This is a genomic window from Pseudomonas sp. 3296 (assembly GCF_031456615.1).
In the GTDB taxonomy this organism is placed as follows: Bacteria; Pseudomonadota; Gammaproteobacteria; order Pseudomonadales; family Pseudomonadaceae; genus Aquipseudomonas; species Aquipseudomonas mucoides.
Genome location: NZ_JAVDUY010000003.1, coordinates 308,951 through 324,009, shown reverse-complemented (window position 1 = coordinate 324,009; position 15,059 = coordinate 308,951). Strand labels below are relative to the sequence as shown.

At 54.7% G+C, this 15,059-nt stretch carries 19 protein-coding genes; 8 read left to right on the top strand and 11 right to left on the bottom strand.

Translation table 11 applies throughout. The features are described from left to right. The first annotated feature begins 75 nt into the window (after nucleotides 1–75). Nucleotides 76–852, top strand: a complete 777-nt coding sequence (locus J2X66_RS09805; RefSeq protein ID WP_310263575.1) for a hypothetical protein — start codon at nucleotides 76–78, stop codon at nucleotides 850–852. Between the two features lie 125 nt (nucleotides 853–977). On the opposite strand, the gene J2X66_RS09800 is transcribed toward J2X66_RS09805, so the two are convergent. Then, nucleotides 978–1,346: a hypothetical protein gene (locus J2X66_RS09800; RefSeq protein WP_310263574.1), complete on the bottom strand. Its 369-nt coding sequence runs from the start codon at nucleotides 1,344–1,346 to the stop codon at nucleotides 978–980. 205 nt (nucleotides 1,347–1,551) lie between these two features. Between J2X66_RS09800 and J2X66_RS09795 the strand changes: the two genes are divergently transcribed. After that, a complete protein-coding gene (locus J2X66_RS09795; RefSeq protein ID WP_310263572.1) occupies nucleotides 1,552–2,073 on the top strand; it encodes a hypothetical protein in 522 nt (173 codons plus the stop codon). A gap of 214 nt (nucleotides 2,074–2,287) precedes the next feature. Here the strand turns inward: J2X66_RS09795 and J2X66_RS09790 are convergent, their stop codons facing one another. The 9 genes from J2X66_RS09790 to J2X66_RS09750 all read right to left on the bottom strand — a co-directional run bounded on the left by J2X66_RS09790 (nucleotide 2,288) and on the right by J2X66_RS09750 (nucleotide 8,801). Further along, nucleotides 2,288–2,812: a phage major tail tube protein gene (locus J2X66_RS09790; RefSeq protein ID WP_310263570.1), complete on the bottom strand. Its 525-nt coding sequence runs from the start codon at nucleotides 2,810–2,812 to the stop codon at nucleotides 2,288–2,290. Further along, a complete protein-coding gene (locus J2X66_RS09785) occupies nucleotides 2,813–4,234 on the bottom strand; it encodes a phage tail sheath subtilisin-like domain-containing protein (RefSeq protein ID WP_310263568.1) in 1,422 nt (473 codons plus the stop codon). It lies immediately after the preceding gene. 6 nt (nucleotides 4,235–4,240) lie between these two features. Beyond that, on the bottom strand, nucleotides 4,241–4,474 hold the full coding sequence (locus J2X66_RS09780) for a hypothetical protein (protein ID WP_310263566.1): 234 nt from the start codon (nucleotides 4,472–4,474) through the stop codon (nucleotides 4,241–4,243). Next, the gene (locus J2X66_RS09775; RefSeq protein WP_310263564.1) at nucleotides 4,471–4,959 is read right to left on the bottom strand and encodes a Gp37 family protein; all 489 of its coding nucleotides are present in this window, start codon (nucleotides 4,957–4,959) and stop codon (nucleotides 4,471–4,473) included. The genes J2X66_RS09780 and J2X66_RS09775 overlap by 4 nt, the downstream gene beginning before the upstream one ends. Continuing rightward, complete coding sequence (locus J2X66_RS09770) at nucleotides 4,956–5,390, bottom strand: DUF1320 domain-containing protein (protein WP_310263562.1); 435 nt, start codon at nucleotides 5,388–5,390, stop codon at nucleotides 4,956–4,958. The genes J2X66_RS09775 and J2X66_RS09770 overlap by 4 nt, the downstream gene beginning before the upstream one ends. A gap of 3 nt (nucleotides 5,391–5,393) precedes the next feature. After that, the gene (locus tag J2X66_RS09765) at nucleotides 5,394–6,374 is read right to left on the bottom strand and encodes a major capsid protein (protein WP_310263560.1); all 981 of its coding nucleotides are present in this window, start codon (nucleotides 6,372–6,374) and stop codon (nucleotides 5,394–5,396) included. An 11-nt stretch (nucleotides 6,375–6,385) separates the two neighbouring features. Continuing rightward, nucleotides 6,386–6,754, bottom strand: a complete 369-nt coding sequence (locus J2X66_RS09760; RefSeq protein ID WP_310263558.1) for a head decoration protein — start codon at nucleotides 6,752–6,754, stop codon at nucleotides 6,386–6,388. 9 nt (nucleotides 6,755–6,763) lie between these two features. After that, nucleotides 6,764–7,642: a phage protease gene (locus J2X66_RS09755; RefSeq protein WP_310263556.1), complete on the bottom strand. Its 879-nt coding sequence runs from the start codon at nucleotides 7,640–7,642 to the stop codon at nucleotides 6,764–6,766. A gap of 157 nt (nucleotides 7,643–7,799) precedes the next feature. Next, nucleotides 7,800–8,801: a hypothetical protein gene (locus tag J2X66_RS09750; RefSeq protein WP_310263554.1), complete on the bottom strand. Its 1,002-nt coding sequence runs from the start codon at nucleotides 8,799–8,801 to the stop codon at nucleotides 7,800–7,802. Between the two features lie 396 nt (nucleotides 8,802–9,197). Here J2X66_RS09750 and J2X66_RS09745 point away from each other — a divergent pair, with 396 nt between their 5' ends. Both J2X66_RS09745 and J2X66_RS09740 read left to right on the top strand, forming a co-directional pair. Then, nucleotides 9,198–9,872: a hypothetical protein gene (locus J2X66_RS09745; RefSeq protein WP_310263552.1), complete on the top strand. Its 675-nt coding sequence runs from the start codon at nucleotides 9,198–9,200 to the stop codon at nucleotides 9,870–9,872. Beyond that, entirely contained in the window at nucleotides 9,872–10,696 is an 825-nt protein-coding gene (locus tag J2X66_RS09740) for a hypothetical protein (RefSeq protein WP_310263550.1), read from the top strand. The genes J2X66_RS09745 and J2X66_RS09740 overlap by 1 nt, the downstream gene beginning before the upstream one ends. Nucleotides 10,697–10,832: 136 nt before the next feature. On the opposite strand, the gene J2X66_RS09735 is transcribed toward J2X66_RS09740, so the two are convergent. Continuing rightward, complete coding sequence (locus tag J2X66_RS09735) at nucleotides 10,833–11,366, bottom strand: hypothetical protein (RefSeq protein ID WP_310263548.1); 534 nt, start codon at nucleotides 11,364–11,366, stop codon at nucleotides 10,833–10,835. A gap of 249 nt (nucleotides 11,367–11,615) precedes the next feature. Between J2X66_RS09735 and J2X66_RS09730 the strand changes: the two genes are divergently transcribed. The 4 genes from J2X66_RS09730 to J2X66_RS09715 all read left to right on the top strand — a co-directional run bounded on the left by J2X66_RS09730 (nucleotide 11,616) and on the right by J2X66_RS09715 (nucleotide 14,805). Next, on the top strand, nucleotides 11,616–12,683 hold the full coding sequence (locus J2X66_RS09730; RefSeq protein ID WP_310263546.1) for a putative phage abortive infection protein: 1,068 nt from the start codon (nucleotides 11,616–11,618) through the stop codon (nucleotides 12,681–12,683). 404 nt (nucleotides 12,684–13,087) lie between these two features. Continuing rightward, on the top strand, nucleotides 13,088–13,447 hold the full coding sequence (locus J2X66_RS09725) for a DUF6124 family protein (protein WP_310263544.1): 360 nt from the start codon (nucleotides 13,088–13,090) through the stop codon (nucleotides 13,445–13,447). A 288-nt stretch (nucleotides 13,448–13,735) separates the two neighbouring features. Next, nucleotides 13,736–14,308, top strand: a complete 573-nt coding sequence (locus tag J2X66_RS09720) for an antitoxin Xre/MbcA/ParS toxin-binding domain-containing protein (protein WP_310263542.1) — start codon at nucleotides 13,736–13,738, stop codon at nucleotides 14,306–14,308. Next, nucleotides 14,308–14,805, top strand: coding sequence for an RES domain-containing protein (locus J2X66_RS09715; RefSeq protein ID WP_310263540.1), 498 nt, complete (start codon nucleotides 14,308–14,310; stop codon nucleotides 14,803–14,805). Before J2X66_RS09720 ends, J2X66_RS09715 begins: the two co-directional genes overlap by 1 nt. The last annotated feature ends 254 nt before the right edge of the window (nucleotides 14,806–15,059 follow it).

The window sequence follows — 15,059 nt, the reverse complement described above, 5'->3', positions numbered from 1 at the left end:
GAGTATATTTTTGGAAATCCCCTCAAGGTCAAAGTCTTCTTTGCTGCAACTGAACCCTGGCTTAGGAACTGAAAATTGAATAATTTTTTCATGGACTGTTGGCAAGTCATCGTAGGAATTCCGGTAGCTGGATGGGCCGTGATTGGCAGTTTATTGGCTGCCCTAATTGCGGCGCTTGTTAGCCTTTGGAATACACGCAGATCACTAGACGTGCAGTGCCTGTCAAATGCTCGGTCGGCCTCTACCTTCATCGCCGAAAAGCGCCAGAAGTGGATAGACGATTTACGCAACGATGCATCCAGATACATGTCATTGTCATTGGAAACTGCGGAGGCATGGAAACAGCTGTATTGGAAGTGCGGGAAAGAGTACGACGACCATCCCAATCATGGTCCGGAAGTGCTAAATGTGTGCGAATCGTTTCGCATTCATTTCCTTGGCGAGAACGCTGCTCGTGACAGCGAGCACCATCAGCTTTACATGCGCATCATATTGCGCTTGAACAACGAGGAAGAAGCGCATCAGAAGTTGATGGCGTCGCTGGATGAGTTGCGTGTCCATATGGCAGACCTAGCAATGGCCGCACTAAGGGGTACTTACTCCAATCAGGATCTATTCAAGTCCATAGCAGTGACTCTAGACTTAACAGCGGAGAACACCAAGATCATCCTTAAGGAAGAATGGCAGCGCTTAAAACGCGAGATCGCAGACCCCAATAGACTAATGCGTGAGATCCTTTCGGATGATAGAAACAAGACAACGGCCGATGGCGGAAGATTGCTCACGACTGCTCCCGGCGTTGCCACATCATTAGCCAAAGAAATCCCGGTGCCGCTGAAGCCCAAGAGTTGAGAAGCCCCACTCCAAAGCAAACGAAAGTAACCCACAGCGGAATGCCAATGCGGGCTAGCTTTGCTGCAAAGGTATGTGGAAAAAGCCCCAGAGTTCGGAGCGCTTCTTAACAACACTACGAAAAACTATGCAACGCTAGGAACCTTAAAAGTGATGGCGTTTTCGACATTAATAAGGTGCACCTTGTCTCCCTTTTCATTCCAAACTGGGCTATTCAGATTCCAGTGAAAATAGTGTGCGGCCGAGCCTTCCGTTGTCGCTCCCTTTCTATTTGTCCCAGCTCTTGTACTAAGGAAAACATAGTCGTCCTTCTCTACTTTCCAGCCGGGGAAAATGAACACATGTCGATGTACATTACTAGTGCTACCATCACTCTTGAATGTCTCATCAAAAATCATATAACCCTTGAGATTGCAGTCCTTTAGAGCTCGCATGACGACAACCTCTTTCGTTTCGTCGCCTTGCGCTCTCACTTCAATAACTTTTAAATCCATTACAAAATTCCCTTTCTATACAATATTTCGCCATTGTCTGGGCAGAGTGCCAGCACTGCCTGTAGGCTATCTGGGAGATGGTGCGAAGGGAAGGTCTTTTTGGATCCTAAATGTAGAGTATTCAAGGCATAAGGCGAGCGCGGCATAACTGCCACATAGCGTGGACAGAGAAAAAACCTCTCTAACCCAAGGATTTGACGACGATATGGACGATCAAGGAAGGTTCGACCTGTACGAAAAGCTGTACTTTCACGAACTTGACCGTAAGGACAAGTTACTGACGAGGCTAAATTTGCCGCTTGCGATGATTGTTGGGTTACTGACTTTTTTCGGGTTTCTTCTGAGCAAGCCGCCCTCCGGCGACGGTTGGCCGTATGTTTTCTTTTGGGCCTTGTACGACTGCGCTTTTATCTCGTTTGTGATGGCCTTGTGGCATTTTCGGAAAGCTTGGATACGGGGTGGGTTCGACTATGTTTTACCTGTTCTAAAACGGCTGGAAGAGCATTTTCAGGATAATTTAAAGCCTTACTTTGGTATCGATAGAGACGGTTTGAATAGCTATTTCGAGAAAGTGATCTACGATTACTACGTTGAAGGAGCCACTATCAACGCCACAAATAATGATGAGCGCTCGCAAGAGATTGATCATCTTTCAAAATACGTAGCACTATGCGCGGTGCTTGCTATCCTTTCATTTATTCCGTTTTTTATCGCTAACCACCCTTAGGTGATATATGTCTGAGCCGCCGAAGCCGCCACCGCCGCCACCACCGCCGATGCGAAACATTCGACACGATGTCCCTAGACCTAGTGATCGACCACCGCCGCCATCACATCGTAATCCTCCTAGGGAGCGATGATGCCGCGCGCGATAAGCGTTGCCTTCCGTTTTTCTGACCGCAAAAGGCCGCTTTCACAAGCGGCCTTTTTTGTGGGCGCTATCAAGAAATCCCAAGATTCCTGCTGTACCTCGCCAACTGATCTTCACCCCCAACCCGAAAAATATTCGCCAAATAATCCAACAACACCACCTCATCCCCATTGATCATCTGCCGCACGTAGGTCGCCGAAAACGGCGTCTCATACTTGGTCGGATCGCGCGGTTTATGAGTACCCAACTGGTACTCCTTCCCGGTCATGGTCATGGTCGTCACCAGCGGAATCTCATCCACCAGCCCGCCATTATTGAACACCTGCACATTAGACCGGCATTGCAACTGCACGCTTTTGAACGGCGAAACCAGCTTTCTGGCCGCCCCAAAATACAGGCTGTTCCACGTGATTTTCCCTTCCAGCTTGTCGATGCCATCCGGCAGCTCGATCAGGCCGACCATGCCCAGCCCCTGAAAGTCACTCATCACGGTTTTGATAGTGCCCAAGTCAATCTCTTCACACTTGCCAAAGAAGCTGCTGCCATCCAGGTAGATGTTGGCGTTGGAAATACGGTGTGCGCTAAAGCCTGCCATTTATGCGTTCCCCAGGTTGACCAGGTATTCCCCGGTGATTTCGGTTTCGAAGGTGCCGCGCTCAAACGGCAGCGGCACGGTGAGTTTGTAGTTGAACAGTGCGTGGCCCTGTTCCAGTTCGGTGTGCGGGTTGCGCGCCGGGTCGTACCAGCATTCGCCGCCGAGTAAGGCGCCGTCGCCGATGAGTTTGCGCAGGAACAGGTTGACGCTTTCGGTGAGGCTGGTGATGAGTGAGGTGGTGATGGGTTGGTCGACGTATTGCAGCGCGCTGTAGCGGATGGATTCGTCGACGACGTCTTTGGTGCGGCGCACGTTTTCGAAGTTGCGCATGTGGGTGACGGAGGGCCACGCCGCAGTGCGGTTGCCCCATAGGCGCAGGCCACTGCCGAAGGAATTGAAGACGGTGGTGATGCCGTTTTCGTTGAGCAGGTTGACCTCGCTGGTGGCGTCGTCGATGCGTGCGGTGAGTGGCCGTTCCAGGCCGATGACGCCCAGCAGCGGTTGGTTGGAGCTGCTCCACCAGTAGCCGTGGTCGTGGTCGACTTTGGCGCGCAGGCCGGCGGCGCGGATGGACAGCGGTTGCAGGCGTTCACCTAGGGTGGCGTCGTAGACCTTGACGTGCGGGTAGCACAGGCGGACTCGATCGCTGCTGGTGTTGAAGTTGATGGCGCCGGACGGCCCGCGCCCGGCGAGCACTTGTTGCACGGTGGCGCCGATGGGCGCGTCGACGTAGGCGACGCCGCCGACCTGGCCGGCCGCGATGGCCAGGTCGGCGGTCACTGCTTTTAAGGTGCTGAAGCCTGGGGCGATGAAGAGTTTGGGGAAGAAACCCAACTGGTTGTAGCTGTCTTGAAAAGCCTTCAACCCGGTGCGCCGCCCGGCCAGGGTGATGCCGCCGATGATGTCGGCCGGGGTGACTTGGCTGGGGTCGGCGTAGGTGTAGTCGGCTTTGATGTGGGCGTTGGCAGCGATGCTGCCGGTGGCCAGGCGTCTGACTTGGCCGGTGAGTAAATTCACGGTGTAGTCGGTGCCTTGCCCGTGGGTGACTGAGCCGTCGGCGGACTTTAGTTGCAACGTTTGCAACGCGCCGTGCGCCAGTTGCAACAGGTCGTTGTCGGCAAATTGCTGGGGCTGGTCGGTGACCTTGGCGTTGTGGATGGCCGGGTCGAGTACGTTGACCACCAGCACGGTGCCGGTGCCAAAGTCGTAGATGCCTTGCAGGGCTTCGGGGATGCTGAAGCCGTTTTGGTGGGTGCCGAACTGGGCGGCGTGGGTGTCGTTGAGGCACAGGGTGAGTTCGTTGACGGGCCCGGCCGGCGCGGTGCCGACCAAGGCGATGACCGCCGATTTAACTACCCGCACAGGACGAGGCCCGCGCTCGACTTCGGTGGTTTCTATGCCGTGTAGATAGTTGGCTGGCATGGGCGTTTATTCCTTCTCTGGTTTTAGAGACGCGAGAGCGGTTTTGTTGGCCGGCTTTGTGTGGGCCGGTAGCGGTGTCAGGTGTTTGAGCGCTAACAGCACGACGGTGTATTCGTGATCGGCTGGCAGCTCGACGGGCTTGTTTGGCAGCAGCTGGACGTCGAGTGGCTCGGCGGTATCGCCCACGTGCAGGGAGGCGGCACTTTGCGGGCCGGTATAGCGATAACGGGTCAGGTTCATGGGTGTTCCTCGAATGCAGCGTGTTTGAGCAGCGGCCCGTGTTCGGGAGGCATGAATTGCAGTTGCGTGGCGCGGATGGCGAAGTCCTGGGCGTACTGCCAGACGCCGTTTTGGTGGCCGATGAACTGCTCGGACAGTGGTCGACAGGCCTGATCAGTGTTTGGCGCGTACCAGCCGGTGAGGCAGGCGCGGATGCGGTCGAGGTAGCTGACCACGCCGGTTGTGCCGTTGAGCTGGCGGAAGATCAGCGTGAGGCGCAGCACCACGTTGCGGGCTTGAAAGGTCGCATCGGTGCTCTCCGAGACGCCAAAGGTGGACTTGCCGTAGGCCAGCAAGACGGCACCGCGTGGGTGGTTGAGGCGGTACTGCAGCGGGTTTTCTGGGAACAGCTCGACCATCAGTTCGTGGCCGACGTCGTGCTGCAGCTTGGCGAGCGTGGCGTCTAGCAGTTGCTCGGTTTGGGTTTTGGGGATTGCCGGTGTCATCCGTAGCGCCCCCAGGTGTCGGTGGTGAATTGTTGAGGGCGTGCGCGCACGCGGATCTCGCCGGGTTCTGGCGCGGCGTGGCCGGTGGGCAGGCCCAGGGTGACGACGCCGTCGCGGATGTTTTCCAGCAGTTTGAGGGTGTCTTTGCGGCTGTCTTTGACGGCATCGGGCAACGCGCCTTCGGGGCGGCGCTGGTACAGCCAGTGCCGCGTCAGGTAGACCACGGCGTCGCGCAGCATGGTGGGCACCGGGTCGAGTGGTAGGTGGTAGCGCCCACGCAGGTAGCCATCGACCAGTTCTTGCGCGTGGCGCAGGCCGTCGTCGATGACGCTGTCGTTGGGCTGCGTGGCGGCCGGGTCGTCGTTGGAGAGCTGAATGAGCGTCATCTGCGGGATGGCGTGGCCGAGGTCGGCGCGGGTGCAGTAGCGCATGGGTCAACCCACCTTCAGTTCGACCAGGGCTTCGGGGAACAAGCACATGGCCAAGGGGTTGGCTTGGGCTTCGAGGTCCCAGCCTTTGCCCATCTTGCGTGGCTCGGCCTTGCTGTAGAACGGTTGGCCCAGGGTGTTGACGGTTTCGTTGTAGTTGGCCGGGGCGTTGAACAGACGGAAGACGCCGCGGGCCATGGGAAAGACCTGGGCGATGTCGGCCGGGATAAAGCGCTGGCCGCTGACGGTGACGTCGTATTCGATGAACTCGATGCCGCCAAAGGTGAAGCCGGTGCGCAGGTCGCCGCCGAGGCGGTCTTGGGCTTCCTGGTAGTTGGCGAACGCGGCTTTGACCTTGGCGTGGTCGGTGAAAGCGTCGAACCAGTCCGGCCCACAGAAGGCGCGGAAGCCGGTGACCATGACGCCGCCGAGCTTGGACTCGGCGTGGCGTTTGGCGTCGAGACAGGTCTTGCGCACGTTGGTCTCGGGGTTGCTGAGGGGCACGGTGACCTTCTTCTGTTTGACGTCGAATTCGTCAAACAGGTCGAACAACAACGAACCGTCGGCGTCGAGCAGTTGTCCGCGCAGTGCGCCGACGCGCTGGAATTCGCGGGTGGCTTCGATGCTGTTTTTGAGGTCTTGCAGGTGGTCGTTGATGACGGTGGCCATGGGCGCGGTGGCGCTTTCCTGGCCGAAGGCGGCGATGCCTTGCAATTGGCTGGGCAGCAGCGGCCGGTTGATGGGCAGGTGCAGGGTTTCGAAGGTGCGGCGTTTGCGTTTGTTGCCTTTGACGGGGGCCGGGTCGTCGTTGCGCGAGGTGTTGGGCACGAGCACCAGCCGGCCTTCGCGTTCGTCGATGATGACGGTGGTGCTGGTGACGCCTTTTTCGTCGAACAGCCCCATGGCGCCGACCTTGCCGGGCATGACCGGGAGTTTGTTCACGGCGGCGGTGAGGTTGGCGACGCTGAACAGGTCTTGCAGGTTCATGGTGGGCTCCGTTAGAGGGTGGCGCGGGCGACGATGCCTTGGGCGTTGAGTTCGTCGAGGGCGGTGGTTTTTTGAGCGTCGGTGATGCCTGCGGGCCAGATGAGTTCGGCCAAGGCGAGGACGGCGCCGCGGGCAATGACGATGGCGGGCTGGTCGGCTGCAGTGGCGTCGATGGGGTCGGCCAGCACGGCGGTGGCTTTCTTGGCTGGGCCTGTTCCGGCGAGATCGAGCGCTTGGTATTTGCCGGCGACTTTGGCCAGCACCTGGCCTAGGAGGTAGTCGGTACCGGCCATTAGCGTGGCTTGGCTTCTGGTCCAGCCGGGGCAGACTTCGATCAGCAGTAAATCGCCCAAGTCTTTGGGTTGGGTGAATGTGGCCATGGGCGACTCCTATCGTTGGGCGCGGGCTTCGGCGTCGGCGAGTAAGGGGTTTTCGGTGGTTGGGGTGTTGGTGTTGTCGGCGCGGGTTTTGGTGGCGACTTCGGTGAAGCTGATGGCGCCGGCGAGGTCATTGAAGAGGGACTTGAGGCCTTCGCTTAAGGGTTGGCGGGCGTCGGCTTCGCCGAATTCCAGGGACTTATCACTCGACTCTGCGTAATCCAGTGCGGCAATGATGGTGGGTGCGTGGACGGGCTTCATGCCTGCGGCCACGAGCTTCTCGGCGTAGTCGACGCTGGCGGTGTGGATGGCGCTTTGCGCGGCGATGCGAGCTGCGTTATCGCGCTGGGCGATTTCTGCTTTGAGGCGCTTGTTTTCCGCTTGGAGTGCGATGGTGTGCGGGTCCGTTACGGAGAGCACTGCGCCGGTCGGTTTAGGCGATGGCGCTTGCAGCGAAGCTTCACTGAACTGAATAACGCCGGGCTCGCCTTCGGCCAGTTCGATGGGACGTAGGCCTTTGACCGCCGGCGGTTGGGCGCCGAGGAAACCGACGTGACGCAGGTAGTAAACACCGGGCACCGGGTTGTTGGGTGCGGTTGGGTGGTAGAAGGAGGCGGAGATTTTTTTGTAGCTGCCCTTGGCAATTTGCTCAGCGAAGGTAGCGTCGATTTGTTGGGGCTCGGCGATGAGGCCGTGGGCGGTGGCGGACAGAGATTTGACCCAGCCGGCCGCGGGTGCGTTGTGTTGCGGGTGACCGATGACCAGTGGGGCTTCGTGAAGGGCTGGGTTGTAAGCGGCGACGGTGGCCGCTAGGTCGGTTTCGGTGAAGTTGAGGGTGGTGCCGCATTGGGCGGTGTGGGTGCCGGGTTTGAAGATGTGGAGTGGGTTCATCGAGGTGCGCTTTGGTGGAGATGGTGCGCACAGCTTGGGGTGGCGTTTGTGGTGGGGCTTTTAATCGAGTTTAGAGAGGTTGTGGCAGTGAGCAATCGCCCGAGAAAAGAACGGAGTGGCTTCTATCGAGGCCACTCCTGAGCGGCTAGATTCTTGGTCAAACGCTATGGTTTATCGGCGCGAATTCCGCCCTGACGAAGTATGTTTTTTCTTCTGCCCCGAGATTCGAAATACCTGCCTGCGCGCCGACCTCAACTAGTTTTGCCTTGACCGACAGTTCCAGGTTTTTGTCCGTGGAAAATGACGTGTTTTCTTTAATTTCCAGAGAGGCTGTCAGGCAGCCGCCGACTTCGCGGGCAAACACTACGGCTTTCCAGGAGGGCTCATAGGAGAGCCAAAAGAAGTTTTCACGTTCGACTTTGCTGTCGGCTTTCCAAGGCCTGCCGGTTAGTGAGAATTCACGGGTATCTAATGTGTCGGTGTCGCGTTCGGTCTTACCTGTGTAACTGACGTCGCCACCACCCATAGGGCCGACTTGAACCGATGCTTCAGCAGTGACGGTGCTGCGGGTTTTATCGGAAGCTTTTTTAGTGATGCTGATTTTGGTGGCCCCGAGGTGAACCAATAGCTTGATCAGTTCCGACTCGCGCTCTTCCAGAAGGATGGCATCGTAGCTATCGCTTGGGATGTAGAGACTCCCGTTATCCGGATTCGGGTAGTCGGTCAGCGGGTGTTTCCGATAAGTCTTGCCAACGACAGGATGGCCCGGCTGGAAGCGGTAGCCTGCGGCCTTAGCTTGGCTGCGGGACAATGAGTGTTGTTGTACATACGCGGCGAGTAAACGTGCCTCTTCTAGCTTCGCTGCTTCTATCTCTTCGCTTTTTGCGCTGCGCTCCTTTGTGAGCGAAGGCAGCAAACTCGGAACACTAATCAATGCGGAGGCCATCAAGGCGGCTGGCAGTATCGGGCCGACGAGTAACCTCGCACCGGTTGCAAATGCTGCTGCGCCTGTAACACCGGCGAGAGCCGCGCCACCCGTTATGCCACCGATGTTGCCGTCACGACCAGGCATTGTGAAATTTACTGAGGAGCTGGTGCCACTGCCCTGGGTTGGGTTGGATGTGGTTGGTTCTTCCACGATGTAGATGAGGTCTAGCATTGGGTAAAGCTCCTTGTTGGCCAGACGCTTGTTTGCCAAGCCGTAGTTTTGTGGTCGCTTCCTTGCGAGGGAAGTGTTTTTTGATCCCTCTGTGTCGGCTTTACTCGGTGAATCTTGATGGCTGCCATCCTCGGTCGCTGGTATGCGCAGTTGTGGAACGTGGCTGGATTGGGTTCTAGCAGGCCTAGTGAGATGACCGAATTATTGGCCGAAGGAGGTCGGCTTGGCATTGCGAGGGGATCTATTGATGCGCAATGCTATTGTCAGGTTTTATAAAGCGTTTACGACTTGCTGACTGTTTCAGCGCGACTCGACGTGGGGACAACCGGTGAACGCAGCGAGGATGAGCTCCTGCAATCGGCACCCTATGCATGAAAATACTGGAGCAAGAAACGTATGGATTTGGGAAGCCCTGATGCTTACATCAGTATGGTTTCAGGCCTTGTAGGGGCATTTATTGGCGGTTTCTTTACGTTGAAGGGGGCGACTAATGCTCATGAATTGGCGTTGAAGAAGGAGGAAGCGGCGGACAGGGAGAGAATGATTACGACGTTAATGCTCTTGCGTACAGAGATTGCCAGTGCATGGGAGCTGTTCAAAGAAGAATGCGGCGATGAGTTGTCGACGCACGCTGAGGGCACACCTTTCTTGAATATATTGCCAATTGGGAAAAATCCGTTCCCTATTTTCGACTCGGGGCCGCCAGCACTAAACCTTCTGCCGCGGGAACTGGCAAAGGATGTCGTTCACTTCTATATGCGCGCAAAGGGCTTAATCGCAGCGATCGAAATGAACAACCGCGATTATGAGCAAACCCTCCAACATGCTCGAGTACTTTTGATCAGCAATGCAGAGCGTGCGCAGAAGGACGGTGAAGAGTTCTCTGATGAGAAACACGACCAGCTGTTTAACGACGGTGTAGCGTTCATGGCCGGCCAACTAGGCATGGGCGATACCGCTGATGCGATTAGATCGCTCGCGCAAGAGCTGGCGCCTATTGTGGGACGCATCACTACAAAAGTAGATGAGCTTTTTTTCCCACTTTCCGACAACCAGCAACGGACGAACTGATGGCACTGCCTTCTTTTGATAGGGCTTGGCCTGAGCGAAAAGGTATGAAACCACGCATTTTGGTTCTGGAGATCAGAGATAAAGAGCGCGTTGACGAGTCGCCGCTTGGTTGGATCGTCGTCGAGCGCGAAGAAGTGTATGTGCGCGATCCTCTAGACGGTCAAATCTGCGAGGCGTCAATCCGTTTGTCGTATCAAAGAATCACGGCCAGGCACTCGTCCTACGAGAGTGGCCATGGCCAATTTGACGGCAGCTATTCGCGTCTTCTGAATACCGTTTCTCTAACCTCGTCTTCGGTGACCAACGGTGCTGTTTTTCTTGGTTTGCCCGAGTTGTATGGGCAACGGGTTGGCACCTACTTGATGAACGTGATCGTTGAATGGGTAAAGCAGTGGCCTGACGCTGAGGTTAACCCCATCAAGCTGCTAACTGGACAGGCACGCGGTGACAATAAGGCGCGACGTAACCGGTTTTACGAACAGTTCGGTTTTATATTTGATTACTTTGATCCTGGCCAGCGTGAAGGCGTCTCACTTCCGATGCAGGTTCGGGCGTTATCCGTCGTAGAGACGTGGAAGAGTAATATCTTCGAGCACAGGATGTTTGACTACTTGGCGGAGCGTTTGGACGCAGTAGAGTCTTCGCAATCGAAGTTTTCAGCCCTTAACGAAGCTTATACGTATTTGAGAGCAGAGAAGAAAAAAGCAGAGGCCTGTCCGTTGTGCTGGGCCTTTAGACGTTGCTGCCCCCAGAAAACAGGCCGCTTCACCATCGGGCTGACTTTGGTCGTATGCATCGGTCTGTTTTGGTTCAAAACGATATAGCAGATCGAAGAGCGTTGAAAACGCGCTTAACTTAATTGCGAAACCGCAATCAGTCGTACGTGCTTGGTCGAGAGCGTCGACTGATTGCCCATTCTGTCGCAACCTAGATATCGTTCCATCTGAGGCTACGTCAAATTTACGCACGCGATTGCATCGCGTGCTGTTTCATTCGCGTCCTGATTTCATCGAGCAACTGGCACTCTGGCTTGACCTTTATACTTTGCCCGTTGGTGCAATAAATCATCACGCGGAAAGTCGCAAGATCGATCCAGTTACGAAACTCCCTCCCCTGAAACGCGATCCAGTTGGTATCAGAGTCTAAGGCAAAGCCAAAATGGGCTTGGTCGCCGTCGTTGAGGACGCGCAGGAGGCTTTCGCAGAATTCTGTAGGCGCCCCAATCTTGATTATTCCGTGGGTCCTCCTAAACAGTCCATGGCTAAGGCCGATCGTAGAAATTCGTACTGGTCGGTCCCCTACATTCGTGACCATGATTGAGACGAGACGATCTTGCTTGCTTCCGGAAACTATAACCCTAATTCCACAGAAAGCTGAGAGCTTGATTCGACCTGCTTGCCGTCCCAAATGGAGAGCCACCAACGCTGCGAATACTGATCCGAACGCCGCAGCCCAGTCAGCTACTGATCCCCAGTTGAGGTTGGGAAGTTCCATTGTATTTGTTCCTATGTTTCGACCTTGAGTGATGTCGCTAGGCTAGCATAGATGTCTGGGATTGATGACGAGTCGCCGAAATACGATGTCGGGCGTGCGGTGCGGTCATCAAAGAGAGAAATATTTATCCAGAAGAACAATTTTTGTTAATCTTGGCTATGTGCCATTATCTGAAAATCCCCCCCCCTGATGCGCACCCTAGATAATCAGGGTAGGCGGATTATTTTTGCTGGATTCTGTGGAGTGAGTATGACGTTTAAGGAAGTATTAAAGGCTTGTGTTGGTGTTTTGGAAAAAATTACGTCAACGTTCGTTGATGCCTTAACTCCCCCTGCTAGCTATGTAAAGAAGAACCTTTTCTTTGTTGGCGTTTCATTTCTTGCGGTCATTGCTTGCGGGAGCGTGTTTGGCGCTTTGTATTTCCACTTTTTTGAGGGGATTGATATCCCAAAATTAGTGGTCGTGAATAGTGCAACCGCAAGCTATTGGGGGCAGCTAGGGGATTTTGCGGGTGGGTTTTTGAATCCTCTTTTGAGTTTTCTAGCGTTGATGGCCGTTCTGAAAACGATGTCTTTGCAGCGGGCCGAGATGAAAGCTGCCCAACTTGAGGCTAAAACTGCCACACAAGAGCAAAGGCAACAAACAGCTGTCTATTCAAAACAAATGTTTGAATCAACTTTGTTTGGTATGCTTGATGTACATGCGAAGATATTAGGGGATATCAAAAGCGTTGGCCTGCAAGGAAAGATTAGCGAAGGGCGAGATGCAATTGATATGTTTGTGAAAAAATTCAAACACTCCAACTCCTATAGAGCTGGAAGTTTAAATCCAGCTCTCGCAACAGATGAGAGTATACGAAGCGAAATCAAACAGTTTTGCAGCAATAATGTAAGTGTCGTTGGTCATTATTTTCGTAATCTTTACTGGATCATGAAAATGATAGATACCAGTCAAGACGTACAGTCGGATGTCAGAGACGATTCTTTTACTTCCGGCAAAAGAAAATTTTACATGGATTATCTTCGTAAAAGAAATTACACAAATATTGTACGCGCGCAGCTTAGCGAATCAGAAATGGCGATGCTGCAAATAAACTGTTTAGGTCCCTACGGTGAGGATCTCAAATACTACGTAGAAAAATACTCGCTACTAAAGCCGCTGGGAAAAAGCTACTTTGGTTCATGGGCAAGTTACATGTCTCAAAAATTCAATGGCATGGCGTTTTTAGGATTGGAACATATTGATGTCGATGAACTAATGAAAATGAGGGTGGATCGAGTAAATCGAAATACGTCTGCGATCAGAAAGAAAAGCTAGTCACGGGGCAGTATTTTGATTTGTGCGTAGGTATTCACCTTTTGTTAAACCTCATCGGAGGTTGCTTGTTTAAGCGACCTCAAAGTTACGTCCTGAAAGCTACAAAACCTTGCGCCGTTGCCTACAGCTGCGCCAGAATCCGCCGGCTTGTGCGCTTTGGGGCCACTCGGTAACTTAATTCGTGTCACTGCCCATCAGTGATCGGGTTTAGTCGCCCGTGTTAACTCAGTTGTGCATGCATCTGTCATGCAGGTTTTTCATTGCCTGCACTTGATGGTGGCTGTACGTAGGGCGCCCTTGGGCGCGCCGGATTTCTGAGTTTGCCGGTCGACTAACCTGCGTGCAGCTGCCTCCCCTTTCGTTAGTCGCTAGAGGGTTGGCACACCTTTAGGAAAACTCAGAAAATGATCAAGCCTTCTCCGAATCCTCCGGATACCGATCCGGTTTCTCCGTACGAACCCGATTCAAAGAAGCTCAATGAGGCCGCCGAGCGAGCTCTGAACTTCCACTTCCCGTCGAACGCCGACATCAAAGCCACCAAGCGAACGCGCAGTACCCTGTTTTCCGTGGACCCCACGGCCACGGCTGAAACCCTGGCGGTTTTTTTGGTCGAGACGCTGGCGGCTGTCGATGTGATGATTCATCAGTTGGTGGATCATCTGGAGGGTGAGTCACGCTATGCGCTGCTGGGGATTTCCAACAGCATCATGGTGGCGGAGATCACGGCGAACGGGGTGTTGGATAAAGTTGAGCCACCTAAGTAGTCGCTGGCCTGTAGAGAGGGAGTTTGTCGCGTCCCGCTGGGCAGCGAAGTGGTCCCAACAAATGGGCCTGCTGCGCAGTCCAGCGGGGGCAAGCCCCCTCGCCACAGGTTTCTCGGTGCTACTGGCTGGTGATTGGTTTTTGTGTCAGGCCCGAGATACCGCGTAATCGTTCATCGCGAGCAAGCTTTGCTCCTACCAAGGTGTGTTTTAGGCTCGCGTTGTTGGATTAGGATTTTCTGCCACTTGGCACTATAGTAAATGCCAAATGTCGCAGCGACGGAGGCTGCCATGAGCGCCAAGAAAAAAGATGTTGCAGGTGGTGAGTTTGTCAAAGTTAACAGCCACACAGGCAAGGTCAAACCACGCACTTCGCAGCCTGTCGTCGTGATGAGCCGAGGCGAGCATACGGTGACGGTGACCCTGGCGGGTTCAAGTCGCGTGCCATCGATGGTTGCAGTCTTGCTTGCTGGCAAAACCAGCGATGATCGTATGGAGATCTACAGGGCCGTTAAGCACGGTTTTCCGCTGCAGTCGGTGCTGGACATGATCGACAACAGCACTGTGTATAAGCAATTCGGTGTGTTGTCGAAGATCGTTGGCGCCTCTGATCGCACGCTTGCGCGGCGACTGAAAACGCCCGATGAAGTGTTGACCCCGGAGCAAAGCACGCGCGCGCTTAATTATGCCGAGGTGTTGGAAAAGGCAACGGATGTGTTGGGTTCGCGTGAGCTTGCCGAGCAGTGGATGGTCAAGCCTGCGCGGGGGCTGGATGGTGAGACGCCTATCGACCTGATTTCGAATTCGGTCGGGTATGAGTTGGTGACTGACTTTCTGACGCGCATCGAGTACGGGGTCTATTGATGGCTAAAGACCCTTTGAGCAGTGAGATTCACTTCTGGCGCCTTGATCCTGCTGAATATGCCGCCACCTGGAATTCGGGTGTGGGGGCTGAAAAGGTGGGTGGGCGCTGGAACCCTAAAGGGATGGCCACGGTTTATGCTGCACTGGATGCTTCTACGGCGATCCTTGAGGTGGCGGTGCATAAGGATTTCGATGCGCTGGATTGTAAACCCCATCGTCTTACGCAAGCGCGCGTGCTGGACACCTCCAGGATTTACGTGGTGCAGCCCGAGAGCATTGCCAACCCTAATTGGCTGGTACCGGGTACCCCAAGCCGTAGCCAGCAGCAGTTCGGTGCTGAGTTGCTGAAGCAGTACCCGTTTGTGTTGGTGCCTTCTAGTGTTTCGCCGCATAGCTGGAATTTGTTGATGAATCCACCTCTCGCGGATGGGTTGTATGAGCTGGTACTGCAAGAACCCTTTGCCCTGGATGGGCGGCTTAATAAGCCGTTGTCCTGAAGACGGTTTTGCCCCTATGGATCTGTGTCCGCCTAGCTGTCGAATCACCCGATGGCTTCTGCCTTTTGGCATTAGGTTGTTACGCATCCCAGTGGGAATCAGCTTTCTCGTCACAATGTTCAGTGGTGCTTTCTTTGATTACCGACTGACATTTGGGTTGTACAGCCTAGTCAATGCACTGAGCAACTGACTGTAGTCCTGAGAGGCGCTCGCGCCAGTTATTCGCTGCCGATAATCAGACTATCATCCAGGCT